General features: G+C 67.4%; 23 protein-coding genes. 14 read left to right on the top strand and 9 right to left on the bottom strand.

All coding sequences use genetic code 11. The annotated features are described in order from the left end of the window. Window positions 1–230 precede the first annotated feature (230 nt). Window positions 231–2,858 (top strand): preprotein translocase subunit SecA, encoded by a 2,628-nt coding sequence (gene secA / locus FS507_RS13440; protein WP_145943299.1) that lies wholly within the window; start codon window positions 231–233, stop codon window positions 2,856–2,858. A gap of 7 nt (window positions 2,859–2,865) precedes the next feature. On the opposite strand, the gene FS507_RS13445 is transcribed toward secA, so the two are convergent. Next, the gene (locus FS507_RS13445; RefSeq protein WP_145943300.1) at window positions 2,866–3,387 is read right to left on the bottom strand and encodes an Rv3235 family protein; all 522 of its coding nucleotides are present in this window, start codon (window positions 3,385–3,387) and stop codon (window positions 2,866–2,868) included. Between the two features lie 40 nt (window positions 3,388–3,427). Between FS507_RS13445 and FS507_RS13450 the strand changes: the two genes are divergently transcribed. Continuing rightward, window positions 3,428–3,838 (top strand): HAD family hydrolase, encoded by a 411-nt coding sequence (locus tag FS507_RS13450; RefSeq protein WP_038546718.1) that lies wholly within the window; start codon window positions 3,428–3,430, stop codon window positions 3,836–3,838. A gap of 1 nt (window position 3,839) precedes the next feature. Then, the gene (locus FS507_RS13455) at window positions 3,840–4,346 is read left to right on the top strand and encodes a DUF6912 family protein (RefSeq protein ID WP_145943301.1); all 507 of its coding nucleotides are present in this window, start codon (window positions 3,840–3,842) and stop codon (window positions 4,344–4,346) included. Window positions 4,347–4,422: 76 nt separating this feature from the next. Here the strand turns inward: FS507_RS13455 and katG are convergent, their stop codons facing one another. Further along, window positions 4,423–6,693, bottom strand: a complete 2,271-nt coding sequence (gene katG / locus FS507_RS13460; RefSeq protein WP_440130364.1) for a catalase/peroxidase HPI — start codon at window positions 6,691–6,693, stop codon at window positions 4,423–4,425. A gap of 4 nt (window positions 6,694–6,697) precedes the next feature. After that, window positions 6,698–7,177 (bottom strand): Fur family transcriptional regulator, encoded by a 480-nt coding sequence (locus FS507_RS13465; protein WP_145943303.1) that lies wholly within the window; start codon window positions 7,175–7,177, stop codon window positions 6,698–6,700. 106 nt (window positions 7,178–7,283) lie between these two features. Here FS507_RS13465 and FS507_RS13470 point away from each other — a divergent pair, with 106 nt between their 5' ends. After that, on the top strand, window positions 7,284–7,652 hold the full coding sequence (locus FS507_RS13470; protein WP_260853475.1) for an elongation factor Tu: 369 nt from the start codon (window positions 7,284–7,286) through the stop codon (window positions 7,650–7,652). A gap of 21 nt (window positions 7,653–7,673) precedes the next feature. Here FS507_RS13470 and rsgA read toward each other — a convergent pair whose 3' ends face one another. Both rsgA and aroA read right to left on the bottom strand, forming a co-directional pair. Then, window positions 7,674–8,696: a ribosome small subunit-dependent GTPase A gene (gene rsgA / locus FS507_RS13475; RefSeq protein WP_145943304.1), complete on the bottom strand. Its 1,023-nt coding sequence runs from the start codon at window positions 8,694–8,696 to the stop codon at window positions 7,674–7,676. Between the two features lie 8 nt (window positions 8,697–8,704). Then, a complete protein-coding gene (aroA, locus tag FS507_RS13480; RefSeq protein ID WP_145943305.1) occupies window positions 8,705–9,988 on the bottom strand; it encodes a 3-phosphoshikimate 1-carboxyvinyltransferase in 1,284 nt (427 codons plus the stop codon). Between the two features lie 59 nt (window positions 9,989–10,047). Here aroA and FS507_RS13485 point away from each other — a divergent pair, with 59 nt between their 5' ends. The 3 genes from FS507_RS13485 (at window position 10,048) to rsrA (ending at window position 11,768) form a co-directional block, all read left to right on the top strand. Then, a complete protein-coding gene (locus FS507_RS13485; RefSeq protein WP_145943306.1) occupies window positions 10,048–10,734 on the top strand; it encodes an SOS response-associated peptidase in 687 nt (228 codons plus the stop codon). 74 nt (window positions 10,735–10,808) lie between these two features. Further along, window positions 10,809–11,423 carry a sigma-70 family RNA polymerase sigma factor gene (locus FS507_RS13490; RefSeq protein WP_038551374.1) on the top strand — a complete coding sequence of 205 codons (615 nt, stop codon included), beginning with the start codon at window positions 10,809–10,811 and terminating at the stop codon, window positions 11,421–11,423. Between the two features lie 15 nt (window positions 11,424–11,438). Then, window positions 11,439–11,768 (top strand): mycothiol system anti-sigma-R factor, encoded by a 330-nt coding sequence (gene rsrA, locus FS507_RS13495; protein ID WP_260853478.1) that lies wholly within the window; start codon window positions 11,439–11,441, stop codon window positions 11,766–11,768. 108 nt (window positions 11,769–11,876) lie between these two features. Here rsrA and FS507_RS19815 read toward each other — a convergent pair whose 3' ends face one another. Together FS507_RS19815 and FS507_RS13500 are read right to left on the bottom strand one after the other, a co-directional pair. Next, entirely contained in the window at window positions 11,877–11,951 is a 75-nt protein-coding gene (locus FS507_RS19815) for a 50S ribosomal protein bL37 (RefSeq protein ID WP_369803638.1), read from the bottom strand. Window positions 11,952–12,080: 129 nt separating this feature from the next. Next, on the bottom strand, window positions 12,081–12,344 hold the full coding sequence (locus FS507_RS13500) for a WhiB family transcriptional regulator (RefSeq protein WP_038546744.1): 264 nt from the start codon (window positions 12,342–12,344) through the stop codon (window positions 12,081–12,083). A gap of 408 nt (window positions 12,345–12,752) precedes the next feature. On the opposite strand from FS507_RS13500, the gene FS507_RS13505 reads away from it, so the two are divergent. Next, window positions 12,753–13,202, top strand: coding sequence for a hypothetical protein (locus FS507_RS13505; RefSeq protein ID WP_145943308.1), 450 nt, complete (start codon window positions 12,753–12,755; stop codon window positions 13,200–13,202). Here FS507_RS13505 and FS507_RS13510 read toward each other — a convergent pair. Further along, the gene (locus tag FS507_RS13510; protein WP_145943309.1) at window positions 13,190–14,506 is read right to left on the bottom strand and encodes an Rv3212 family protein; all 1,317 of its coding nucleotides are present in this window, start codon (window positions 14,504–14,506) and stop codon (window positions 13,190–13,192) included. The genes FS507_RS13505 and FS507_RS13510 overlap by 13 nt on opposite strands. Beyond that, window positions 14,503–15,795: a DEAD/DEAH box helicase gene (locus FS507_RS13515; RefSeq protein ID WP_440130365.1), complete on the bottom strand. Its 1,293-nt coding sequence runs from the start codon at window positions 15,793–15,795 to the stop codon at window positions 14,503–14,505. The genes FS507_RS13510 and FS507_RS13515 overlap by 4 nt, the downstream gene beginning before the upstream one ends. A 92-nt stretch (window positions 15,796–15,887) precedes the next feature. Between FS507_RS13515 and FS507_RS13520 the strand changes: the two genes are divergently transcribed. The 6 genes from FS507_RS13520 to FS507_RS13545 all read left to right on the top strand — a co-directional run bounded on the left by FS507_RS13520 (window position 15,888) and on the right by FS507_RS13545 (window position 26,395). Continuing rightward, window positions 15,888–16,121 (top strand): DUF3107 domain-containing protein, encoded by a 234-nt coding sequence (locus tag FS507_RS13520; protein ID WP_145943310.1) that lies wholly within the window; start codon window positions 15,888–15,890, stop codon window positions 16,119–16,121. A gap of 117 nt (window positions 16,122–16,238) precedes the next feature. Then, complete coding sequence (locus FS507_RS13525) at window positions 16,239–17,273, top strand: DUF3152 domain-containing protein (RefSeq protein WP_145943311.1); 1,035 nt, start codon at window positions 16,239–16,241, stop codon at window positions 17,271–17,273. Window positions 17,274–17,345: 72 nt separating this feature from the next. Further along, window positions 17,346–18,368, top strand: coding sequence for a TIGR02569 family protein (locus FS507_RS13530; protein ID WP_145943312.1), 1,023 nt, complete (start codon window positions 17,346–17,348; stop codon window positions 18,366–18,368). Between the two features lie 3 nt (window positions 18,369–18,371). Continuing rightward, window positions 18,372–21,752, top strand: coding sequence for an ATP-dependent helicase (locus FS507_RS13535; RefSeq protein ID WP_145943313.1), 3,381 nt, complete (start codon window positions 18,372–18,374; stop codon window positions 21,750–21,752). Then, window positions 21,753–25,325, top strand: a complete 3,573-nt coding sequence (locus tag FS507_RS13540; protein WP_145943314.1) for a UvrD-helicase domain-containing protein — start codon at window positions 21,753–21,755, stop codon at window positions 25,323–25,325. Next, the gene (locus FS507_RS13545) at window positions 25,322–26,395 is read left to right on the top strand and encodes a potassium channel family protein (RefSeq protein ID WP_145943315.1); all 1,074 of its coding nucleotides are present in this window, start codon (window positions 25,322–25,324) and stop codon (window positions 26,393–26,395) included. The genes FS507_RS13540 and FS507_RS13545 overlap by 4 nt, the downstream gene beginning before the upstream one ends. The last annotated feature ends 23 nt before the right edge of the window (window positions 26,396–26,418 follow it).

Raw genomic sequence — 26,418 nt, forward strand, 5'->3', positions numbered from 1 at the left:
CACCGTCCGGTGGCCGACGCCCCGGGGACACCGTTCCCCGGGGCGTCGGTCGTGCCGTGTGAACGGCATTGCCGGAATCTCCTGCTGTGCAAGCCACGGTGGCGGAGGTAGACTGAAAGACTGATCTCGCATGGGTGCAGTCGTACCGGTGCAAGACTCCGAGCAAGAACGTGAGCAAGAACGCCAGCAAGAACCCACAGGTGCAACACAAGGTAAGGGACGAGTAGCACGTGCTAGGACTTTCGAAGATTCTCCGCCTCGGTGAAGGCCGCGCCGTCAAGCGACTGTCCGCGATCGCGGACCAGGTCATCGCCAAGGAGGACGAGTACTCCGCCCTCTCGGATGAGGAACTGCAGGGCAAGACCGCCGAATTCCGCGCTCGTCTCGAGAAGGGTGAGAGTCTCGACGACATCCTTCTCGAGGCTTTCGCCACGGCCCGCGAGGCATCGTGGCGCGTCTTGGGTCAGAAGCACTACAAGGTGCAGGTCATGGGTGGTGCCGCCCTGCACTGGGGGTATGTCGCCGAGATGAAGACCGGTGAGGGCAAGACCCTGACCTGTGTGCTCCCCGCCTACCTCAACGGGTTGTCTGGCAAGGGTGTCCACGTCGTCACGGTCAACGACTACCTCGCCCGGCGTGACTCGGAGTGGATGGGCCGTGTCCACCGCTTCCTCGGTCTCGACGTGGACGTCATCTTGTCCGGCAAGCGTCCGGCCGACCGCCGCAAGGCCTATGCCGCCGACGTCACCTACGGGACGAACAACGAGTTCGGTTTCGACTACCTGCGTGACAACATGGCACACTCCCTGGACGACCTGGTCCAGCGTGGGCACAACTACGCCATCGTCGACGAGGTCGATTCGATCCTCATCGACGAGGCACGTACGCCCTTGATCATCTCAGGCCCGGTGTCCGGGTCATCCCAGTGGTTCACCGCTTTCGCGCGCATCGTGCCGAAGATGACACTGGACATCCACTACGAGGTCGACCCGAAGAAGAAGACCGTGGGTGTCAAGGAGGAGGGCGTCGAGTTCGTCGAGGACCAGCTCGGCATCGACAACCTCTATTCGCCGGAGCACTCCCAGCTGGTCAGCTACCTCAACAACGCCATCAAGGCCAAGGAGCTGTTCACCAGGGACAAGGACTACATCGTCCGCAAGGGTGAGGTCGTCATCGTCGATGAATTCACCGGGCGCATCCTCGACGGACGCCGTTACAACGAGGGCATGCACCAGGCGATCGAGGCGAAGGAGGGCGTGGAGATCAAGAACGAGAACCAGACCCTCGCCACGGTGACCCTGCAGAACTACTTCCGCCTGTACGACAAGTTGGCCGGTATGACCGGTACGGCGGAGACCGAGGCCGCGGAGCTGAAGTCGATCTACAAGCTTGACGTCGCGGCGATCCCCACCAACAAGCCCAACCAGCGCCACGACAACATCGACCTGGTGTACAAGACCCAGGAGGCGAAGTTCGAGGCTGTCGCCGAGGACATCGCCGAGCGTGTCGAGAAGGGCCAGCCGGTGCTGGTCGGCACGACCTCTGTGGAGCGTTCCGAGTACCTGTCGAAGCTCCTGCAGGCCCGCCATATCCGCCACAACGTGCTCAACGCCAAGCAGCACGAGAAGGAGGCCGAGTTCGTCGCGCAGGCCGGTCGTCTCAAGGCCGTCACGGTGGCGACGAACATGGCGGGCCGTGGTACCGACATCGTGCTCGGTGGCAACCCGGACATCATCTGCGACCTCACGTTGCGTGAGCGTGGCCTCGACCCCGTCGAGGATCCCGAGGCGTACCAGGAGGCCTGGGACGAGGAGATCGTCAAGGCCCGCCAGAAGTCGAAGGAAGAGGCAGAGAAGGTCTGCGAGGTCGGTGGTCTGTATGTGCTGGCCACGGAGCGTCACGAGTCCCGGCGTATCGACAATCAGTTGCGTGGCCGCTCGGCGCGCCAGGGCGACCCGGGGGAGACCAGGTTCTACCTGTCGATGCGTGACGATCTGATGACCCGCTTCGTCGGACAGACGATGGAGAACCTCATGACCCGGCTCAACGTGCCGGACGACATGCCCATCGACTCGAAGATGGTCACCAACGCGATCAAGGGCGCGCAGTCGCAGGTGGAGAACTCCAACTTCGAGATGCGCAAGAACGTGCTGAAGTACGACGAGGTACTCAACGAGCAGCGCAAGGTCATCTACCGCGAGCGTCGTCAGATCCTCGAGGGCGAGGACATCGCCTCCAACGTCCGCACCATGATGGACGACACCATCGCCGCCTACGTCGACGGCGCCACCGCCGAGGGATACGTGGAGGACTGGGACCTCGACGAACTCTGGTCCGCGTTGGACTCGCTCTACGGCCCCTCGGTGACCTCCACCGAGCTGATCGACGGCACCGAGTACGGTTCCGCCGGTGAGCTGACCGCTTCTCAGCTGCTGCGTGCCCTGCAGGAGGACGCCCACAAGCTCTACGACGAGCTGGAGGAGTCCGTCACCTCCGTCGGTGGCGAGGAGCAGATGCGCGGCATGGAGCGCGGTGTGGTGCTCAACGTCGTCGACCAGAAGTGGCGCGAGCATCTCTACGAGATGGACTACCTCAAGGAGGGCATCGGCCTGCGCGCCATGGCGCAGCGTGACCCGTTGGTCGAGTACCAGCGTGAGGGTGGCGACATGTTCGGCCGGATGAACGACGGCATCAAGGAGGAGACGATCCGTCAGCTCTTCCTCGTGCGTAAGCAGCTCAAGGCGAAGGAGCCGGAGCAGGCAGAGGGACCGTTGAACGTCGACGACCCGGCCGACACCCGGACGTCCCAGGAGCAGGAGCAGCAGAAGTCGGTGCCGAAGACCATCATCGGCGGCTAGGTCCGGCTCAGATCAGGGTCACCGTCTCGATACGCCACTGTCCGTCGTAGCGTGAGAGGTGGCCGGCGACGGCGCGAACCCGGTTACCGTGGGCGACGCTGGCAGTGAACGTCAGCCGTTCGCGGTGGGTGGGCGGCAGGTGGACGCTCAGCACCCGGGACGCGGTCTGTGGTGGGGTGGCACCGGGTCCGGGGCGGGCATCGCGGATCCTGCCACGCAGGTCGTCGGCGACCCGTGGTGAGAACGGACCTTTCCGGAGGACGGACACCGGACGACGCCCGTCGAGGACCTCCAGCCAGACCCCCACGAGCATGCCGACGCGGGAACGCACCGCAGGAGCGGGCGGAATGTCGTCGGACGGAGGCGGGGTCGTGCTGTTGTCCTGGCCCCGTCCCGTCCCGGAGTTCTCCGCCGCCTCGACCACGGGCACCGGGCGGCGGAGATAGACCAGCCCAGGCACCGCCTCGTACCGCGTCTTCACTGGTGTCGCAGGTGTCTTTTCGTCGGTGTTCCCCGGTACAGCCCCCATGCTCGACGATGATAGCGCCCAGCGTGGCACAATGTGAGATATGCGAGCATTGATTGTGGACTACTGTGGCGTCCTCGACGGAGCGGAGGAGGACCGTCGTCGCTGGCGCAAGGTCCTTACCGCGGCCAGGGACGCCGGCTATGGAACGGCGATCCTCTCGAATGATCCGGGTGGTCCGGGTGCTGACCCGATCCGTACATGGCAGGAGGCCGGGTACGTCGACACCGTCGTGCTCTCGGGTGAGGTCGGTGTGGACAAACCCGACCCCGAGATCTTCATGATCACCGCCGACCGGCTCGAGGTGGACGTGAGTGACTGCATCCTCGTGGATGACTCGATCCTCAACATCAAGGGCGCGGTGGAATCCGGGTTGATCGGTGTGTACTACCAGCAGTTCGACCGTGCAATCGTGGAGATCTCCGGGCTGCTCGGGCTGGAAGGGACCTACTAGGATGCGCGTCTTCGTCCCCGCTACCTTCGACATGCTCGGGACCCTCGCCCGTGACGGGCAGATGCCCGTGCGCTCCGGGATCGGTTTCGCCCTCACTCCTGCACTGCGGGAGTTCTACACGGCGGGTGACGACGAGGAGATGTCGTACGCGGCATTCCTCGAAGCGGCCCGGGCGTCCCTCCGCCTGCTGGGCATCGGTGACGAGGAACGTTTCCCGCACCGGCGGGTCGTGGTCTCTGTTGACCTGGACGACGGCGCCGTCACCCCGGATCCGGACAAGGGGGAGTCCGTCGTCCGGTTGGACTCGCCGGTGATCTCGGTGGACGACCTGGCCGCGATCCACGTCGATGACGAGGGGAATGAACCCGCCACGGCGGCGGCGATCGACGCCGTCGACGCTGCCGACCTCGGCGACGAGGACGCGGAGATCACCCTCGGCGACTGTGAGGACAACCTGATGAGCTGGTACGACTCCCGCGAACTCGGGGTGCTCGTGGACCTGATGTAGGTGCACGCGAAAGAAGGCCCGCACCACCGGCGAACCGGAGGAGCGGGCCGTCTGCACGTCCGGAGACGCGGTGGCGTCAGCCGTGCAGGTCGAAACGGTCGGCTTCGGTGACCTTGGTCCAGGCGACGACGAAGTCGGCGATGAACTTCTCTGCCGCGTCATCGCTGGCGTAGACCTCTGCCTGGGCACGCAGCTCGGAGTTTGACGCGAAGACCAGGTCGGCCCGCGTGCCGGTCCACTTCTCTTCGCCGGTCTCACCGTCGGTGCAGCGGAACACGGTGGCGTTGTCGTCGGTGGCGACCCAGTCGTTGCCGAGTTCCAGGAGGTTGACGAAGAAGTCGGTGCTGAGCACACCGGGACGGTCCGTGAGGACACCGTGGCCGGTGGAACCGTAGGTGGCTCCCAGGACGCGCAGGCCGCCGACGAGCACGGTCATCTGCGGGGCAGTGAGCCTCAGCAGGTCAGCCTTGTCGATGAGCAGGTGTTCGGCGGGGATGTCGAGGTCGGCGTCCTGGTAGTTGCGGAACCCGTCGGCCTGCGGCTCCAGGTAGGAGAAGGACTCGACGTCGGTCTGGTCCTGGGCGGTGTCCACCCGGCCCGGCGTGAAGGGGACGGACACGTCGGTGCCGGCGTCGGCGGCGGCCTTCTCGATGGCGGCGTTACCCGCCAGGATGATCAGGTCGGCCAGGGACAGGTGCCGCGGGGCGTTGTTCTCGTTGAAGTCGTTGCGGATCGACTCCAGCGCCGTCAGTACCTCGGCGAGACGGGCGGGTTCGTTGGCCTCCCAGCTGCGCTGCGGTTCCAGGCGGATCCGGGCGCCGTTCGCTCCACCGCGGAAATCCGTCCCACGGAAGCTCGATGCTGACGCCCAGGCGGTCTTCACCAGCTGGCTGACGCTGAGCCCGGAGTCGAGGACGGTCTTCTTGAGCGCCTCGACGTCCTGGGGCGTGACGGGGTCGCCTTCGGCGTCGGGCAGCGGATCCTGCCAGATGAGGTCCTCGTCGGGGACCTCCGGGCCCAGGTACCGTGACTTCGGTCCCATGTCACGGTGGGTCAGCTTGAACCATGCGCGGGCGAAGGCGTCGTTGAGGGCGTTCTGGTCGTCCTTGAAGCGGCGGGAGATCTTCTCGTAACTCGGGTCGACGCGCAGGGAGATGTCTGTGGTCAGCATGCGCGGTTCACGGCGTCCTGCGGAATGCGCCATGGGGACCATGTCCGCTCCGCCACCGTCCTTCGGACGCCAGTGGAAGTGCCCGCCTTCGCCCGTGGTGAGCTCCCACTCGTAGGCGAAGAGGATGTGGAAGAACTCGTTGTCCCACCGGGTGGGGTGGTAGGTCCACGTGACCTCGAGGCCGGAGGTGATCTGGTCGTCGCCCTTGCCCTCGCCGTGGTGGTTCTGCCACCCCAGTCCCTGGCGGTCCAGAGAGGCCTCCTCGGGGTCAGGGCCGACGTTGTCCGCGTTGTCGGGTGCCGCACCGTGGGTCTTGCCGAAGGTGTGGCCACCGGCGATGAGCGCGACGGTCTCCTCGTCGTTCATGCCCATCCGGCCGAAGGTCTCGCGGATGTCGTGGGCGGCGGCGGCCGGGTCGGGGTTACCTTCCGGCCCCTCCGGGTTGACGTAGATCAGGCCCATGGTCGTGGCGCCGAACGGCTTCTGCAGGTCGCGGGAGGTGTCGTTGGTGCCGCTGTAGCGGGCGTCGGTTCCGAGCCAGTCGGTCTCGGAGCCCCAGTAGACGTCCTCGGGCTCCCAGACGTCCTCACGGCCACCGCTGTAGCCGAAGGTCTCGAATCCCATGGACTCGAGGGCGACGTTACCCGCCAGGATCATCAGGTCACCCCACGAGAGGTTCTGTCCGTACTTCTTCTTCACGGGCCACAGGACCCGACGTGCCTTGTCCAGCCCCACATTGTCCGGCCAGCTGTTCAGCGGGGCGAAGCGCTGCTGACCGGCGCCGCCACCACCACGGCCGTCGTGCGAGCGGTAGGTGCCGGCCGAGTGCCAGGCCATGCGGATGATCAGGGGGCCGTAGTGACCGAAGTCTGCCGGCCACCATGACTGCGAGGTGGTGAGGACCTCCTCAATGTCCTTCTTGACCTGGGGAAGGTCCAGCTGGCTGAATGCTTCGGCGTAGTTGAAGTCGGCCGGGGTGGGGCGGACCTCCTGGGGGTTGTGCGCCAGCAGGCGGACGTTCAGGCGCTTCGGCCACCACCGCTGGTTCGCATTCCCTTCAGTAGGGAGGGGGAGTCGGGAACCCTGGGCTTCGCCGCGCTCGGCCTGGGACTCCTGCGGCGCGTGGCCACCTTGCGGGGTGTGGCCGCCGCCGTGGGCGACGGGGCAGCCGGACATCGGGTCAGTCATGGATCTTCTCCTGAGTGTGGGTCTGGGTGTGGGTGTTCTCGGTGGCCGCGCAGTCGGTGCAGATGGCGCGGAACATGACCTCGGCCGAGAGCACGGTGTGCATACCGTGACCGTCAGCAGGGGTAAGGCAGGGGGCGTGGCCGACGACGCATTCGACGTCCTCGAGCCGTCCGCACACCACACACTGGATGTGGTGGTGGTTGTCCTCCCGGTTCGTCTCGAAGCGGGCTGCGCCGGCGCCGGGGAGGTCGATGCGGCGGAGGAGGCCGCGTGCGCTCAGATCGTTCACGACATTGTGGACGGACTGCATGGAGACCGTGGGGAGCTCCGCACTGATACCGGAGTGCACTTGTGCGGCGGTGCTGTGCGGATGGTCGTGCAGGTACCGCAGGGAGGCGACGCGGCCCGGTGTGGCGCGGAGGCCGAGTTGTCTCACCTGCTCTGCCCAGGATGCTGTCGGATCTGTGCGCATGTCTACACCGTACCGTCAGTTTTTAACCTTCACAACTTTGAATAAATAAAAATAGATTGGTATTGGTTGTGCTGCTGGTCCGGGGCGCATCGCTTAAGCTCGAGCCATGGGATTGTTCAGCAAGAAGCGTGCGCCTGTGGATGAGACAGTCGACGTGACGACTCCGTTCGTGTTCAGGGTCGGTGACGTATTCACGATTGCCGGCAGGGGGAGGATGTTCACCGGGACGGTGGGGTCCGGTGCCGTCGCCGTGGATGCCCCGGCGACTCTGCTGGTCGGTGACCGCGCCCTGCCTGCGCAGGTCAAGCGACTGGAATCCCGTAAGCGCAGGAATCCTGTCGTGCTCATCGCCGGTGATGTCGGCGCGATCGAGCTTGCGGGTGTCGACACCAACGACCTGCCGCTGCGCGTCTACGGCGGTCAGATGATCGTGGACGACAGGGCATTGCGGGGAGCGGTCATCCGGTCCCGGTAGTCGCTCGACGGTCTGAGGTAGTCACATCTCCCAGTCGTTGTTGCTGCGCAGTGCACTGAGCAGGGAGCGCACGGCAGCGACGCGGCGGGCGCTCGCACCGGTCAACGTGTCGAGCGCGCATTCGGGGTCGGCCGGTGGCCCGGCGTGGGTACATCCCCGTGGGCAGTCCTCGATGACATCCCCCAGGTCCTCGAACACGCCGATCACCGTGTCCGGATCCACGTGGGCCAGCCCGAAGCTGCGGATACCGGGGGTGTCCACGATCCACCCGGCGTCGGAGCCCCCGGGGAGACGCAGTGCGACCGACTGGGTCGAGGTGTGACGTCCCTTCCCGACGCCGGACACCACACCGGTCTCGCGGTCCGCGCCGGGCACGAGTCTGTTCACCAGGGTGGATTTCCCGACACCGGAGTGGCCGATCAGTGCGGTCAGGTGCCCGGTGACCACATCGGTCACCGGTGCGAGCACGTCTTCGACGCCGCCGAGGATGACCTCGACATCCAGTGCCTCGAACTCCGCGGCGAAGGCGGCGGGGTCGGCAAGGTCGGACTTGGTCAGACACAGGACGGGCCGTAGGCCTCCGACGAAGGCTGCGATGAGTGCGCGCTCCACGAAACCCGACCGCGGGGGAGGGTCTGCCACTGCGGTGACGATCAGCAGCTGGTCGGCGTTGGCCACGACGATACGTTCGTAGGGGTCGGTGTCGTCCGCCGTGCGGCGCAGGACCGTGGACCGTTCCTCCAGGCGGACGATGCGGGCCAACGTCCCGTCACGGCCCGACACGTCGCCGACGACGGCGACCCTGTCACCGACGACGACGGGGGTCCGTCCCAGTTCCCGGGCGCGCATGCAGATCGCCGGAGGGGCGTCCGGGGTGCTTCCGTCGATGACCACGCCCCAGCGTCCGCGGTCCTTCGTGACGACCATGCCGGTCCGGGCTTCCTTGTGGTCCGGTCGGTCCTTCGTCCTCGGACGGGTCCCTCTGCCCGGACGCACCCGGATATCGGACTCGTCGTACTGCCGCCTGCCGCTGGATCGTGCCATCAGTATGCTCAGCCCTCGACCATCTGCGTCCACCGCAGGTCGAAGTCCGGCATTGTCTTGGACGTGGTGGCTATGTCCTCCACCAGGACATCCGGTGTCACCAGGCCCAGGACAGCTCCCGCGGTGGCCATCCGGTGGTCGGCGTAGGTGTGCCAGACCCCGCCCCTCAGTGGTTGCGGGTCGATGACCAGTCCGTCCTCGGTCTGGGTGACGACGCAGCCGAGCGAGGACAGTTCGCGCTGCAGGGCGGCGAGCCGGTCGGTCTCGTGGCCACGGAGATGGGCGATACCGGAGAGGTGGCTGCGACCGTCGCTGAGGGCGCACAGGGCGGCGACGGTGGGGGTGAGCTCACCGACGTCGTGCAGGTCCCAGCTGATCCCGTGCAGGTGTCCCCCGGGATTCCCGCTCACCTCGAGGACACCGTCATGGGTGTGGTGTTCGACGGTCGCCCCCATGTCCTGCAGGATCACCCGGAACTGGTCGCCGGGCTGGGAGGTCGTGACAGGCCAGTCGGGGATCCGGACGGTGCCGCCTGTGACAGCGGCTGCGGCGAGGAACGGTGTCGCATTCGACAGGTCCGGTTCGACGGCCCAGTGGCGGCCCTTGACCGGCCCCGGGCGCACCGTCCACCGGTTGAAGGCGACGTCGACGTGCACGCCGGCGGCCCGCAGCATCTCCACGGACATCTCGACATGCGGCAGGCTGGGGATCGCCGTCCCGGTGTGGACGACGGTCACACCCTCATCGAAACGCGCGCCCGCGAGCAGGAGCCCGGAGACGAACTGCGAGGACGCGGAGGCGTCGATGTGGACCTCGCCACCGCGCAGCCCTCCGGTGCCCGTGACCCGGAACGGGAGGGGACGTTCCGGGTCGCCGGACCCGGTGACGTGGGCACCCAGGGCGTCAAGGGAGTCCAGCGTGCCACCCATGGGGCGCTTCTGTGCGGCGTCGTCGGCGGTGAAGAGGACCTCCCCGTCCGCCAGTGCCGCCACCGGCGGCAGGAAACGCAGGACGGTGCCCGCGAGACCGCACTCGAGTTCGGCACCGTGCAGGTCACCCGGGATGACGGTGAAGGTGTCACCGTCGACGGTGATGGAGGCCCCCATGGCGCGCAGGGCGTCCGCCATCAGGTCGGTATCGCGGCTGCGCAGGGCACCGTCGATGACGCTCGGACCGTCCGCCAGGGCGGCGAGCACCAGGGCACGGTTGGTGATCGACTTCGACCCGGGGACAGACACGGTCGCGGACACGGGGGAGGAGGCCACGGGAGCAGGCCACAGTTCGGCGGTCATGGGCGCCATTATCCCACGCGACGGCCCGGCGGTGGTCGAACGGAGGTAGTTTCGGTGCCATGTGCGGACGCTACGTGATGTTCAGTACCACCGAGACGATCCTCGCGGCGACGTCCCGGATCGTCGGTGAGCAGGTCGGGATGGTGGGTGACGGTGGTGCGTTCGCGCCGAGCTGGAATATCGCGCCCACCCACACTGTCGGGGTCCTGAGACGTTTCGCTGGTTCAGTGACCCTGGGGCCGGCCTCCTGGGGTTATCCGGCACCGTGGCATAGCGGCACGGTTCTGTTCAACGCCCGCGGGGAGACCGTGTTCGAGAAGAACAGTTTCCGTGGGTCAGCCCCGTGTCTGTTCGTCATGGACGGTTGGTACGAGTGGAAGGACCGGCAGCCCTACTACGTCAGTTCCCGGGCAGACGCGGCACACGGTCCCATGGTGGTCGCCGGGCTGTGTCGTCCCGGACACGGTGCGGACCGGGAGCGTCTGGAGGCCACCATGGTGACGACGGCGTCGGTGGCGCCGGTCGACTGGCTGCACGACAGGATGCCGCGGGTGCTCGGTGCCGGGTCTGCCGGCATGCAGCAGGCGGTGGCGTGGCTCGACGGTTCAGACGACGACCGTCGGGCCCTGGCCGCGTCGTCACCGGCGGACGATATCCTCGGGACGCTGCTGGTCCGCGAGGCTGACCGCCGGGTCGGAAATGTAGCTGTGAACTGCGTAGAACTGCTCGGCGACGCGGGAAGGTAGCGGGGGACTAGGATGGGTGGGAACAAGACTGACGCCGATGGCGTTGAGTCCGACAGGGTGAACGGAAGGAGCCCATGAACAACCCAGTGAAGCGCACCGGTGACAGCGACGAGCAGCTGCTCGCACGCTTCGAGGAGGATGCGCTGCCGCTGCTGGACCAGCTCTACGGTGCGGCGTTGCGGATGACACGCAATCCCGCGGACGCCCAGGATCTCGTCCAGGACGCCTACATGAAGGCGTTTCAGGCGTTCGGCTCCTACAAACCCGGCACCAACCTGAAGGCGTGGATGTACCGCATCCTCACCAACACCTACATCAACCAGTACCGCAAGGCGCAGCGGCGTCCACGGGAGACATCGGATGAGGAGGTCACCGACTGGCAGTTGGCGGATTCGGCGTCGCATGACTCGACCGGCCTGCAGTCAGCGGAGATCGAGGCACTCCGTCGGATACCCGACAAGCGCATCCAGGATGCGCTGATGGACCTGTCGGACGACTACCGCATGGTCGTCTACTACGCGGACGTCGAGCAGCTGCCGTACAAGGAGATCGCCGAGATCATGGACACGCCGATCGGCACGGTGATGAGTCGCCTGCACCGGGGGCGACGGCAGCTGCGTGCCAAACTCAAGGACGTCGCCGTCGAACACGGCATCGGAGCGGCGAAGCGGCCGGCAGGCAAGATCTGAGGAGTGTGACAAGGAATGTCTGACAACCCTGGGAACATGAGCGACAACCCGTGCAGTGCGCCGGGGAAGAGCGAGTGCGACGAACTCGTCGAGGTGCTCTACGAGTACATCGACGTCAAGACCGGCGACTGTGAAGGCGAGCAGTACCGTCGCGCCCGGGCCCGGCTCGAACAGCACGTGGACGAGTGTCCGTCCTGTCTGGAAGCTCTCGGTATCGAGCAGCAGGTCCGTGAACTGCTGCGTTCCCGCTGTGGTGGACAGGCCCCGCAGGAGCTGCGAGGGCGGATCATCACCTCGCTGCAGTCGACGGTGACGACCTCGGTGAGGTTCCGCTACTCCGAGTGACGGCACGCGGGCGTCAAAACCTGTCTGTGCAACCAGGACAACAGCACAATAGGGACCGGCCCGGGACATACTGTCCCGGGCCGGTCCCTATTGTGCTGTACGAACGTTCTAGGCGTTCGGACGGCTACGGTGGTTCGCCTTCTTCTTACGACGATCCTTGCGCTTGCGGCCACGCTTGCTCATGACGGCTCCTCATCGACGGTATGGATAGTACAGATAACCGCTTCAGGATACCGGGGAGCACATCAGGTGGGAAATCCACCCCGGGCCACCCCGGGCCACCCCGGGCCACCCCGGGCGCAGGCCGGGTCGCTACGCGGTGGCGACGCGGGTGCGGGCGCGGCCGCGGTTGTTGCGACGCTTCAGTGCGCGACGCTCGTCCTCGCTCATGCCTCCCCAGACGCCGGCGTCCTGGCCGGACTCGATGGCCCAGGCGAGGCATGCGTTGGTGACCGGGCACTTGTTGCAGACCAGCTTCGCCTTGGCGATCTGGGCGAGTGCAGGGCCGGAGTTGCCCACCGGGAAGAAAAGCTCGGGGTCTTCGGAACGGCAGATGGCTTCGTGGCGCCAGTCCATGGTGATCTTCTCCTTCAACAGTGTTGTTGCAGTGTGCTAGACCGTTCTCCCCGGGCGGGTGGGCGGGCGGTCATGCCCGTCGCCGTGGGGGACGGTTCGAGTTCGTCGGTGGGATTCGGTGACACACACCGGGTCACGGTAAGGTGAGTCGCAGTGATGGTGTCGGGCAGAGAAGTAGGGCCGGGTTCGGTTCGTAACCTGTCCGTAACCTCGTGTCCCTCTCTCCGTTACATGTGCAATAGTGGCACGTCACGGTGGAGTCCGCTAGGGGGTCGGGCATTTTTGTGTTTAAGCTCACAGGGGGCCGATTTGGCTAATTAGGTAAGGGTGGGTTAACGGACAACTTGGTCCATTACGGGGCTGTGCCGGTTGTCGCAGAGTCGTTGATGCCCAGTACAATCTGCCCGTATGAGCCCCAGGAGCGCAGACGACGGTAAAACACTTGTACTTCCCCCGAGCGTGCGTTGGGCTGGTTGGATCGGGATGGCAGAGGGGATCGCGGGGCTCGCTTTCGCGGTGTATCTCGTGATCGGTGCGGTTCGGGGGGATGAAGACACCACCGCACAGTTCGCGGGGGCGGGAGCAGAGTCCATCGGTTACGGGTGGGGGACCGCTGCATGGTTCGGGTTCTTCGGGGGCGTGATCGCCATAGCCGGATGGTGCCTGTCGACCGGCCGCCGCTGGGGGCGCGGTCCCGTCGCCATGCTGCAGCTCTTCCTCGTGTTGATCTCGGTCTACATGTTCTCTTCCGGGCGTCCGGAACTCGGTGTGCCGACGGCGGCCCTCGGCATCATCGGTCTGACACTGATGTTCAATCCCAGTGCCGTGGAATGGGCGGCCCGTCGTTACGGCCGTTGACGCAACGCAACCATCTCGTCACCGCGTTGTTCCACGATCACGTCGCCCTGCACCCGGAGGCTGACCGGGCCGTCGTAGGCGCCGCGGTCGACGGGGACCGTGCGTTCCACGGAACCGGTGTCCCAGTCGACGACGGCGACGCCTTCAGGCACCGGCACCAGGAGTGACCCGGCCATGGCGGCGCCGGTGCCGAGGGCGGGGACAGAGAAACGGGGTTCCAGGTCGGTTGGCCCGAAACCGATGAGCCGCTCGCCGTTGAACCAGGTCATGTGGTGCGGAAGATCACCGGTTGCGGCGGTGAACGGGTCGTCACCTCTGCCCTCGGCGAGGTGAGCCAGTGTGGGCGACGGGTCAGCGGGATGCTGCTCGAATGATCCGTCGGAGTGCAGGACCTGGAATCTGCTGCCTGCGTAGTCGTCGGAGTCCGCGGCGCGTCGACCGTTGCCGTGGACGTAGATCACGGCAGCTTCCTGGGCGATCCCGACCAGTTCGGCGTCCGGCGGGACGGTGAACTCGTGCGTCGTCTCGGGTTCACTCGATTCTTCGGGGTCGGCGACCTGCAGGCTGACGGTGCCCTTGCCGTCTTCCCGGTCACAGTCGGCCAGGACGGCGAGCAGGTCCTTGCGTGTCTGCGCCGACGTGAACCGGCATCCGTCCAGTGGTTGCACGCCCGCCTTCACGGGAGCTTCGACATGTCCGGTCTCGACGGTGCGGACGAGGTCGGAACGCCACAGCTCGACCCGGTCGTCGCTGATCACACCGATGTGGTCGAGAGAACGGAAGAACCGGGCGTCCGAACTGCCGAGTGCGGAGCGGGTGTCCTGGTAGCGACCGGTGGAGGCTGTGAGGGACGTGACGTCCGAGCACCCCTTCGGACCACGGTAGACAGCCACGACGCGCCCCCAGTTGCCGGAGACACCGCACAGTTCGCGGTCGCGGCTGTAACTCCATGCTTCACTGCCGTCGTCCGCGGAGACGCCGCTCACCCGGTTGCCGTCGCGGAGGACGGCGGTCCCGTCCACCAGGACAGGTTCACCGGAGTCGGAGGGGAGCGAATGCGCGCGCCAGAGCTCGTCGAGGCTCTCCGGTGGCGCATCAGGGGCTGAGGGGGGTGCGACAGCCTCACCTGGGCCTGCCTCGGTGTGGGACGTCCCCCGGGAATCGGAGAAGAACCAGGTACCCAGGACCAGGACCAGCACGGCAGCCGTGATCAGCGCGGTGACGACCAGGTCGGTACGCGACCGTTGTTCGCTGGGAACCCTGCCGCGAACCCTGCCGCCCCGGTGGAGACGGAATCGGCTCACGGCCGTGGTTTCCTCTTCGCCGGTGCCGTCGCCGATGCTGATCCCTGCACCTTACGGGGCGGCGCCACACGGTCCCGGACGTCCTCGGGAAGGTCGAATTCGGCGAGAAACTCCGGGGAGCCCGAGAACCACTGCGGTGGGTCATTCCTGCCGAGGTCGAGGGTTTCGTCGATGGCCCTCCACCGGGTCACCTCGTCCCAGCCCACCAGGGTGACTGCCACGCCGGAGCGTCCTGCACGTCCCGTGCGACCGATGCGGTGCACGTAGGTCTTGTCGTCCTCGGGCACCTGGTAGTTGATGACGTGGGTGACGTCGTCGACGTCGATGCCGCGGGCGGCGACGTCGGTGGCCACCATCACGCTCACCCGTCCTTCCCGGAATGCGTTCAACGAATTCTCACGGTCCTTCTGGCGCATGTCGCCGTGGACGGCGCCGACGTCGAAACCGAGTTCGGCCAGGTCCCCGGCGATGATCGCCGCCTGACGTTTGGTCTTCGCGAACACGATCGTGCGCCCGCGGCCGGGTGTCTGGAGGATGCGGGCGAGCACACTCATCCGGTCGAGCTTGTGGGACTGGAACACGGTCTGCCGGGTGGTGACATGGGTGGCGCGGGCGTCGTCGAGGTCCGCGCGGATCAGTACCGGACGGTTCATGAACTCCCGGGTGAGCGCCACGATCGGTCCCGGCATCGTGGCGGAGAAGAGCATCGTCTGCCGTCCCTCGGCGGTCTGCGCGAGGATCTTCTTCACGTCGTCGAGGAAGCCCTGGTCGAGCATCTCGTCAGCTTCGTCCAGGACGAGAACCTCGACGTGGGAGAGATCGAGGTGCCCCTGCCGCGACAGGTCGAGCAACCGGCCGGGCGTGCCGACGACGAGGTCGGTCCCGCCGTCCAGCGCGGCGATCTGCTTCTCGAAGGGGACACCGCCGTAGATGGTCGTCACGGTGAAGGGACGTCCGGCTGCGGCGATGTTCCGTGAGGCCGCGGCGAGGTCGCCCGCCACCTGGATGCCCAGCTCCCTGGTGGGGACCACCACCAGGCCGCGGACGGTACCGTCGAGTTCGGTGACCCCGGCATCGTCGAAGAGCCTGTCGAGCAGGGGAATGCCGAACCCCAGGGTCTTGCCCATCCCGGTGCGCGCCTGCCCGATGAGGTCCTTACCGACCAGGGCGAGCGGCAGAGTGCGCTCCTGGATCGCGAATGCCTCCGCGATCCCGTCTTCCTCGAGCGCATCGACGATCTCGGCGGCCACACCGAGATCCCGGAATGTTGGTCGCACCACGGGCGTCATCCCCTCCATCGTCTTCTCGTCGTTCGTCGCTATGATGGTCCACGTTACAGTCATCGCAATGCGAGAGAGAAAGAAAGGCCTGAAGGCACCCTATGGACATCAAGGTCGGATTCGTCGACAACCCCCGCGATCTCGTCATCACCAGTGCAGATGAGCAGGACGCAGTCGTGGCCGAGGTGGAGAAGTTCCTCGCCTCCGAGGAGGCCGGCTCGGCAAGCACCCTGTCCCTCAAGGACAACAAGGGGTCGGTCTTCGTCATCGTGCGTGACCAGGTGGCCTACGTGGAGGTCGGTTCCTCGGCGCAGCGTCCCGTCGGGTTCATCTGAGCCATCTGACTCATCTGACACAGCCGAGTACACCGCATGCCTTCCGACGGATCCCCCCACGACCCCACCCCTCGACAGCGGGGAGGGGACCGGCAGATTCATCGGGAGCGTTTCAGTATGCCCAGATCGACCGCAGCAGGAGATCCTGACCGCCCTGACCGCGCTGAGCAGAACCGCAGCGCGGAGGAGTTCCGGCAGCGCCAGTTGCGCCGTCGCCGGTGGCTCAGTGCAGGTGGGGCACTGGTGTTCCTGCTCACGGTCGCCGTTGTCGCGGAACTCGTCGTTGCCGGGGGTAACGGCAACGATGACGACGGTGCAGGAGTTTCAGCGGCCCCGGAGGTGTCGGACGCGGCGGCGTCCGGGGACGCCGCCGAGGGCACGCAGGACGGTCCCGTGCCCGGGGACGCACCGGAGACGGGCGGTGTCGGCGAACTGCCGTCCGGCGGGACCGTGACGGCGCGGGGTGACGGCGACTACCGCGGCGTCGGATCAGCGGGGATGACCGCGGGCGACCCGGACAGGGACGACGCAGACACCTACAGCTTCGTCGTGGAGGTCGAGAACGGTCTCGAGACCTCATCATTCGGTGGTGGCGACGCCTTTGCCGCAGCGGTGGACGCGACCCTGTCGGATCCGCGGTCCTGGATCTCGGACGGCACGTTCGCCTTCCGGCATGTCAGTGTCACGGACCGTCGCGCACCGGATCTGCGGATCCGACTGACCAGCCCCGAGACGACGCGGGAGGTGTGCGGCGCCCAGATTGAGCTGGAGACCAGTTGTTTCGTCCGGGGGCCGGACGTCGAGGGCGAACGTCGGGGAGCCGCAGAGGCCGGGCGGGTCGTCGTCAACGCCGCCCGGTGGGTCCGCGGGGCGACGACATTCGAGGGAGACCTCGGTTCCTACCGGCAGTACCTCCTGAACCATGAGATCGGCCACGGGCTGGGGTTCGCCCGGCATCAGGTGTGCCCGGAGGACGGTGTTCTCGCACCCGTGATGATGCAGCAGACCCTGAGCCTCAACAACGGCGAGCTCGAGGACCTCGAGGCCGGTGCGGAGTACGGGGAGGCAGGACGGGACGTGACCTGCCGCCCGAACTCCTGGCCGTACCCGCACGGGCGCAGCGAAGGGGACCCGGTGGACGTGCGGGACTGAGAGTCCCCGGATGACCTGCGTGTTCGAATGGACACAGGGAACTGTCCGGATCGGGGGTTAGAGTGTGTAGCCATGATCGAGAACTCCACGTCGAATGCACCTCTTCCTGCCGCCGCTCCGCCGGCGGCGATCAGGGCAGGTTTCCAGGTGTCCCAGGCCACGCCGGTGGAACTCGGTGGTGCCTGGGGCGACGGGTGGCGTTGTGACCGTGCTGTGCTGGTGCCGTCCGAGGACCGTGCCCGGGCGACCTGGACCGCCCAGATGATGGACCGGGTCCGCCCCGCCGGTGTTTCCGTCGCCCGGCCGTTGCGGTCGACAGACGGCCGGTACGCCGTCGGAGGGTGGACCGCCCGCGGATTCCTCTCCGGTCACCGTGCGCCCCGGTTCGACGAGACAGCGGCCAGCGCCCTGCGGTTCAACCAGGCACTTGACCAGGCGATGCAGGGTGAAGCGCGCCCGGCGTTCCTGGACACGGCGTCACGGCTGTCCGGCTCCGGCACCCCCGGGCGGGACCTGAGTGAGACAGAACTCTTCGCTGTGGCGGAGTCGGCGGCATGGGCTGATGACCCGACCGATCTGCTCATGCCGGTCATGGACCTGACCGTCGTCCCGAGGGATGACGTCGCCGCGGCCATGGAGAAAGCCACCGGCCTGATGCTCCTCCGTGAGGAAGTCACCGCCCCGGACCAGCTGGTCCACGGTGATGCGCTGGGGTGCACCGTCTACGACGGCTACGCGGATCCGGCGATCGTGGACTTCGTGCCCGCCTGGCGTCCCACGGGGTGGTCGGTCGCGCTCCTCGTCGTTGATGCGATCGCCTGGGCGAACGCCGAGGACGGGCTGCTCGACCGGTGGTCCCATCTGCAGAACTTCGACCAGCTCCTGCTGCGTGCGGTGATGTTCCGCCTGTTCGCCCATGCCGCCGTGCCGGGGACCCTGGCACAGTCCTGGCCCGGGTTGTCACGGGTCAGTGACGTGGTCGCCGCCAGGGTCGGCGGGGTGCGCCGGGCGACGCCGCCGGACGACGTCCCGGCGGACTCCGCAGACGGAACCGGCGGTGATGCTCCGCTGGAGCAGGAACCCCGGGGGAACTGAGTCGTGGACGACGGTACAGCCACGGGACGTACCCGCCAGGCCGCCAGGGAGGACGCGGAGCTCCGGCGTCGCATCGGTTCAGCGGGAACCGTCGACGTGCGCCTGGATACTGACAGTGCCACTGACGGTGCCACTGACGCCGGCACGGCTCAGGCGGACAGCGGCGGAGAGTCACGTGCCGCCCGCCGGTGGGACGGCCTGGCGTCAGCACTGGTGTCCGGCGACGAGAGGCTGGACACCCGCCTGCCGTACTCGGTGCTGGGTGGGCCCGGAACGGGAAAGACCTCGCTGCTCGTCGACACCGTCGTGGATTTCCTCGACAGTGGGGGAACCGCTGACGAGGTCATGGTCGTGACGCCGTCGAAGGAGGCCGCCGGAGCGCTGCGTGACCAGATCACCGAGGCGGTACGGTTCCGGGAGGGCTATGCCACGACCGGGACGATGGTGCGCTCCGTGCACTCGTGGGCGTTCGCCTTCCTGCGTGCCGTGGCGCAGGAGGATCAGGCAGGCCGGACAGCCCGGACAGCACAGCCCCGCCTGATGACCGGTGCGGAGCATGACCTGCAGATCCGGACCCTGCTCCGCGGTCACGCCGAGGACGGTACGGGCCAATGGCCTGAGGACATCCGTCCTGCACTGCCACTGGTGGGTTTCGCACGCCAGCTCCGTGATCTCCTGCTGCGCGCGGCCGAACGCGGGATCGACGCGACGGCTCTGTCCGAACTCGGCACCCGGTACGACGAGCCGATGTGGTCGGCCGCCGGGGACTTCCTCCGTGAGTACGGGCAGATCCAGGCACTGTCGGCCACCAACAACCTCAACGCCTCCGAACTGCTGCACACCACACTTGCCGTCCTGGACGACCATCCGGAGACGCTGGAGCGGCACCGGGACAAGGTACGGCTCGTGCTGGTCGACGACGCCCACAACCTTGACCCGGCGTCGGGCCAGTTCATCTCCCGGTTCATGGTCCCCGGCGTCCGCAGTCTCGTCGCCGGAGACCCGGACCAGTGCGTCTTCCATTTCCGTGGCGCGGACGAATCCTTCCTCACCGGTATCGCCGCCGATGAGGACCGCCGCGTCGTCCTCTCCCGCTCACACCGTCTTCCCGGGGAACTCGTGGCGGCCGTGAACCTCCTGGAGAACCGACTGCCCGCCCAGCCGACACGGGTGACGCTGCGCGAAGGAAAGACAGATGAGGGGCCTGCCGGACTGGCGGTGCGGCGTTCCCCGTCCCGCACGGCGGACACCCTCGTCGTCACCGACGAGATCAGGCGGGCCCATGTCGTCGAGGGGGTACCGTGGGACGACATCGCCGTCGTCGTGCGTTCGACCGCGGACATCCCGGCCCTGCGGCGCGCCTTGCTCTCCCACGGGGTGCCCGTCAAAGTCGACCCCACCAGCGTTGTCCTGGCGGACCAGCCGTTGGTCAGGGTGATTCTGCTCGCGCTCGACGCGCTCGTGCGTCCCCTGAGTGGCGTTGAGATGCAGCAGCTCATCGAGAGCCCCATCGGAGGGGCCGATCCGGTGATGCTGCGTCGGGTGGAACGGGCGGTCGCCCCGCTGCTGACCGGCACCGGGATGCGGGCGATGGACGCCGTCACCGCGATCGTCACAGGGCAGGCGGCGCCCGAGGAAAGAGAGCTCTGGACAAGTCGCTTCGGCCCTCGTGAACACCAGGTCATCGAGCGCGTCGCCCAGGTCATCGAGGCGGGCCGGACGGCGTTGGACCAGAGGACGGCGACGTCGCCGGTCGAGTCGGTGCTGTGGGCGGTCTGGCAGGCCGCGGACCTCGCCAGTTCCCTCCAGGTTCAGGCGTTGCGCGGCGGTACGCTCGGATCGCAGGCCGACCGGGACCTCGACGCAGTCATGAGTTTGTTCGACCTGGCCGGCGATGTCGTGGAACGCACTCCCACGGTCACCCTGGAGACCTTCCTGGAGGATGTCCGGTCCCAGGAACTGCCCACCGGAGGACGTGACCGTCGCGGTGTCCGTCCCGACGCCGTCGAGATCCTTCCCGCGCACGCGGCGGCCGGGCGGCAGTGGGCGGTGGTGGTCGTTGCAGGGGTCCAGGAGGACAGCTGGCCGGCCGGACCGACCGTGGGGGGACTGTTCGGACAACAGGAACTCGTCGACCTCATCGACCGCGGCATCTCACCGGACATCCCGGTCTCCCGTGCGGCCGCGGCATTGTCCGAGGAGCGTCGCCTGTTCCTCCTGGCGGTCTCGCGGGCGCGCTTGCGCACCCTCGTGACCGCCGTCGACGCCGCAGGCGACGACACCAGCGTCCCCTCACGTTTCCTTGAGGAGATCGAGGAGGCCGTCACAGCAGGAGTGGAGCCGGAGGACGGTCAGGAGCATACGGCGGAAGCCACAGAGTGGTCGGCTGGTCCTGCAGCATCGTCCTCGGCACTGCCGAGGGTGCTCGCGCTGGAACCGTTGATCGCCGAACTCCGTGACGTCGTCTGTGACGGGAACCGGGCCGGGCATGAACGTGACGCGGCCGCGTACAACCTTGCCCGCCTGGCGGAGGCCGGGGTCTACGGTGCCGACCCCGACCAGTGGTGGGGGACCGCACCACCGTCGACCACCGCCCCTGCCGTCGCGCCACCCCGCGGGGACGCGGCACCTGCCGTCCGGGTCAGCCCCACCACCCTCGAGACCCTCGACGACGGCTGCGACACGGTCGCTTTCTTCCGTGGACTCACAGGAGGGGCGGCAACCGAACAGATGAAGGTCGGTGTGCTCATCCATGCCGTCGCCGAGGGACTCGCCAACGGGCTCGGTCACGACGACGCCCGCGCCGTCGTCGCCGACGCCGTCCCCCATCTCGTGGACGGCCCGGCGTGGACCGCCGTCCCGCTCACGGAGAGCTGTCTCACCGCTGTGGACCGCCTCTACACGTGGATCCTGGAACGGGAGGGGCTCGGCAGGACGGTGGAGGTGGAGCGCACGTTCGAGCGGACGATCGGGACGACCGAGGGTGGACTGCCGATCGTCCTCGCCGGACGGACGGACCGTGTCGAGACCGACGCGGCAGGCCGGTCCACCGTCGTCGACTTCAAGACCGGGCGCACCGCCACGACGAGGAAGGAGGCGGCGGAGAGCCGGCAGCTGGCCGCCTACCAGCTGCTCATCGACGGTGAACCCGGCATGACGCCCGACGGGGCGATGCTGGTGTACCCGCGTCGCGACACCGCCACCGTCACGGTGCTGCAACAGGCGGCCATGAGCACCGCGGAGCTGGAGGAATTCCGGGCGTTGGCCGTCGACGCCGCCACCAGAGTGGCCGGTCCGGTGTTCCGCGCGACCGCGGAGAACTGCGAGTCCTCCGACTACGCATGTCTGTGCCCGGCCTGCCGGGCAGGGGAGCAGGTGATCTAGATGGGCACGATCAGCCCGAATGAACTGTCGACGATGCTGGGCCAGCAGTTCGGCCCGACACCGCAGCAGGCCGCCGTCATCGGGGCGCAGCCGGGCCCGACTCTCGTCGTCGCCGGGGCGGGGGCAGGAAAGACCGAGACGATGGCGGCACGCGTCGTCTGGCTCGTCGCCAACGGCATCGTCGCCCCGGAACAGGTGCTGGGGCTGACGTTCACGAGGAAGGCGGCGCGGGAACTGGGGCAACGGATCCGCCGGCGGCTGCAGACACTCGCCGACTCAGGGTTCCTCGACACCCTTCCCGTGGACGATCCCCGCCACGAGGCACTGCACAACATCATCCCCACGGTGTCCACCTACGACGCCTACGCCGGATCGGTCGTGCGCGAATACGGCCTCCTGCTGCCGATGGAGCCCGCCGGACGCATCATCTCGGACACGGAACGGTGGATGATCGCCCGCGACGTCGTCAGCGACTGGCCGACCGGCTTCACCACCTCGCGGTCGTTGCCGTCGATCATCGACGACATGCTCGATCTCGCCGATGAGATGGACAACCACCTGGTCGGTGTCGACCGGGTCGCCGAGGAGTGCCGTGTCACCGCCGCCGAGATCGACGGACTACCGGGCCGGGACGGCAAGACACTCAAGGGCGTCGACACCACCCTGGACTCGATCAACGGTGCCCTGACGTACCGCCGGGAACTGCTGGAGCTGGTCGCCGCGTACCGGGACACCCTCAGCGAACGCAACCTCATGACCTTCGGGCAGCAGATGTCCAAGGCAGCCCAACTTGTCCAGTCCCACAACCGCGTCGGTGAGGCACAGCGGCGTCGTTTCCGGGTCGTGATGCTCGACGAGTACCAGGACACCGGGCATGCCCAACGGGTGCTGCTGCAGAACCTCTTCGGCAACGGCGCCGACCCTGCACTCACCGTCACCGCCGTGGGCGACCCGATGCAGTCCATCTACGGTTTCCGTGGGGCCACCGCGGCCAACCTCGCCCATTTCCGCACCGATTTCCCGACCGTCGCCGGCCCCGCGCCGATACTCGAACTCACCACCTCGTGGCGCAACCCCGCGCAGGTCCTGGACCTGGCGAACACGGTGACGAGGTGGTCGATGAACACGGACACCCCCATGGTGTCGCCACTGTCGGCACGCTCCGGCGCCGGGACCGGTGAGGTGAAGCTCGGCTGGTTCGACACCCGCGAAGAGGAACTCGACTGGCTCGCCGACGATCTGGCGGCCCGCTACCGGGAGCACCGGGAACGGAAGGCGAACGGCGGCGCGCCCTTCTCCGCCGCAGTCCTGTTGCGGAAGAACGCCGACGCTCAACCGATCCATGACCTGCTGCGCGCCAGGGGCGTTCCCGTCGACATGACCGCCGGGCCGGGGCTGCTCGACGTCCCCGAAGTGGCTGACGTCTTCGCCACCCTCCGGGTTCTCGTCGACCCCGGCGACGACATCGCCCTGCTCCGACTGGTCACCGGGGTACGTTGGAACATCGGCGCGGCCGACCTGCTCGCGCTTGCCCGCCGCGTCGACCAGCTGTCACGCCGGGACGCCCGCCCGGCGGACGGCGACATGGCCGGTGGTCCCGGCGACTCATCCGACGCGGGAGGTCTCACCGCCCTGGTCACCGGGCAGCCCGGTGACTCCCCGGCGCTGGCGACCGTGCGTCGCCGGCTCGCCGAGATCGACCGCGACAGCAACAGGGTGTCGGTCGGCCTGGCCGAGGCCCTGGCCGACCTGCGTGGAATGGAGGACTTCGGGATGTCCGCCGAGGGGGCCCGCCGACTCGGTGAGCTCGGACGGGAACTGCGGTTCCTGCGCCGGCATTCCCTCGCCAAACCGCTTACAGACCTCGTCGCCGACATCGAGAACATGACCGGGGTCCGCACCGAGGTCCTCACCCGTTACCACCGCAGTTCCGACCGGTCGATCGGCACCAGCCACCTCGACAGATTCGCCGAGGTCGTCCGGTCATTCTCCGAACTCAGCGCATCAAGTCCCGCCGCGCTGGTCGACTACCTGCGATCGGCGTCTGCCAGGGAGAAGGGCCTCGATCCCGGGGAGGTGGAGGTACGGACCGACTGCGTCCAGCTGCTCACCGTGCACAAGGCCAAGGGTCTGGAATGGGAGATCGTCGCCGTCCCTCACGCCACCCGGAAGACCTACGCTGACGCCGTCAAACGTCCCGGCGTGACGTCGTGGACGACCAATGCGAGGATCCTGCCGTCGGGGTTGCGTGGGGACGCCGCCACCGGTCCGGACGACGTCACCGGGGCACCGGTGCTGGATCTCCGCGATGTCGAGGACCGTAAGGGCGTGGTGGAGGCGCAGGACAGGTACAAGGTCGAGCTCGGTGTGCACGGTGCACAGGAGGATGACCGCCTGTTCTACGTCGCCGTCACCCGCAGTGAACAGACCCTGCTGGTCAGTGGCGCGGCGTTCAACAACGCCGACAAGAAACCCGTCGACCCCTCGGTCGCGCTCACTCTTCTGCGTGACCGTGCCAGGGCCGGTCATCCGGAGTCGATCGTCACCTGGTCCGACCTCGGCATGGAGTACTCCAAGACAGAGCTCCGGCGCCTGGAGAAGGGCCCGCACCACCGGGAAGACCAGGTGATGGTTCCGGACAACCCCGCCGCACGCAATGATCTCGTCGCCGGGTTCCACCGCGAAGCACCTGCTGCGCCGACGGCGGTGTGGCCACGCCCCGTCCTCACAGATCCGGAGCGGGACGGGGCGGCGGCGGTGGCCGACGGCATCCGGAGGGTGCGTGCGGCACGTGAGGATGTCGCTACCGCGCAGTCGGACCGCCGTACCCCCGACGCAGGAACGCTCGCGGACCAGTGGGCACAGGAGACCAGCGTGCTGATCGACGAGTACCGTGCCAGCGCGGTCCCGGAAGTCGTCGTCCCGCTGGGTGCCCGCCTCACCGCGACAGAAGCGGTGTCGTTGTCCCGGGACCGTGCCGAATTCGCCCGGCGTCGACGGCGTCCGGTACCGATGGAGCCGCGTCCCTACACGAAGAGGGGGACGGCCTTCCACAACTGGGTCGAGAAGCACTACGGCGTCGCGAGTCTCCTTGACGAGGACGACCTGCCCGGTGCCGCGGACGCGACCCTGACCGATCCTGCACTGGACCACCTCAAGCAGCGCTTCCTCGACAGCGACTGGGCGCAGCGCACCCCCGAGACCGTGGAAGGCGCCTACTCTGTCACCCTCGCCGGTCACGTCTTCGAAGGGCGGATCGACGCTGTCTTCCGGGACGGCGACGGATGGTTCGTCGTCGACTGGAAGACCGGACGCCGTCCCAGCGGGGCCGAGCTCGCCTCCGCCGAACTGCAACTCGCCGTCTACCGTCTGGCGTGGGCGAAGGTCCAGTCTGTCCGGCTGGGACGGCCGGTGTCTCCGGAGTCCGTCCGGGCCGCCTTCCACTACGTGCTCTCCAACGAGACCTATGAACCGGGTACACTGCCGACATCAGAGCAACTGGCCGCACTGATCGGTCAGGACCACGGCGACGGTGCAGCGGGCAGTCGGGACAGGGAGGGGCAGCAGTGGTGAACGACAGGCTCAGGGACCGGTTCCGGTCCGACTCGGACATCGACGCCCTCCCACCCCGGTCGCTGATCAAGATCATCAACATCCCGGCCAGTGCGCCGGTCAGCCCGTGGTGGCTGATCAGCCGACGGATGTTCTACGCCCTGGCCCTGATCTTCGTCTCCTCGGCCGTGGTCTACATCGACCGGGACGGTTACACCGGCGTCGTCACCTTCCTCGACGCCGTCTACTATTCAGCCGTGTCCCTGTCCACGACCGGCTACGGTGACATCACACCGGTCACCCAGTCTGCACGGCTGGTCAACATCCTCGTCATCACACCGATGCGGGTCATCTTCCTGATCCTCCTGGTCGGCACGACACTGTCGGTGCTCACCGAGGAATCCCGCAAGACCCTGCAGATCCGCCGTTGGAGAAGGCACATGCGCAACCACACCGTCGTCATCGGGTACGGGACCAAAGGCCGGGCGGCGACGACCGCACTGCTCGCAGACGGCGTACCGTCCTCCCAGATCGTCGTCGTCGACTCCGACCCCGAGGCGCTCACCCACGCCTCCTCGCGGGGTCTGGTCACCGTCCAGGGGCAGGCCACGCGCTCGGACGTCCTGAAACTGGCGGGTGTGACCCGCGCCAGGGCCGTGGTCGTGGCACCCAACCAGGACGACACGGCCGTTCTGATCACACTGTCGGTGCGGGAGATCGCCGCCTCGGCGACGATCGTGGCCTCGGTCCGGGAGTCGGAGAACTCCCACCTGTTGCGCCAGTCCGGGGCGGACTCCGTCGTCGTCTCGTCCGAGACCGCCGGACGTATGCTGGGACTGGCCACCGTCAGCCCGTCGGTGACCGGAATGATGGAGGACCTGCTCAGCCCGGACGAAGGATTCTCCGTCGCCGAGCGGGTCGTGGGGGAGGACGAGGTGGGCGGCAACCCACGCAACCTCGAGGACATCGTCCTCGGCGTGGTGCGGTCGGGTGTGCTCTACCGCGTCGACTCCTCGGAGGCGGAGACAGTGGAACCAGGTGACAGGCTCCTCTACATCCGCCGCATCACCGCCGGCCCCGACACCAACTGACCTGAACCACTTCACCCGACGGA

It is taken from the genome of Corynebacterium glyciniphilum AJ 3170, assembly GCF_007673095.1.
Classification (GTDB): Bacteria; Actinomycetota; Actinomycetes; order Mycobacteriales; family Mycobacteriaceae; genus Corynebacterium.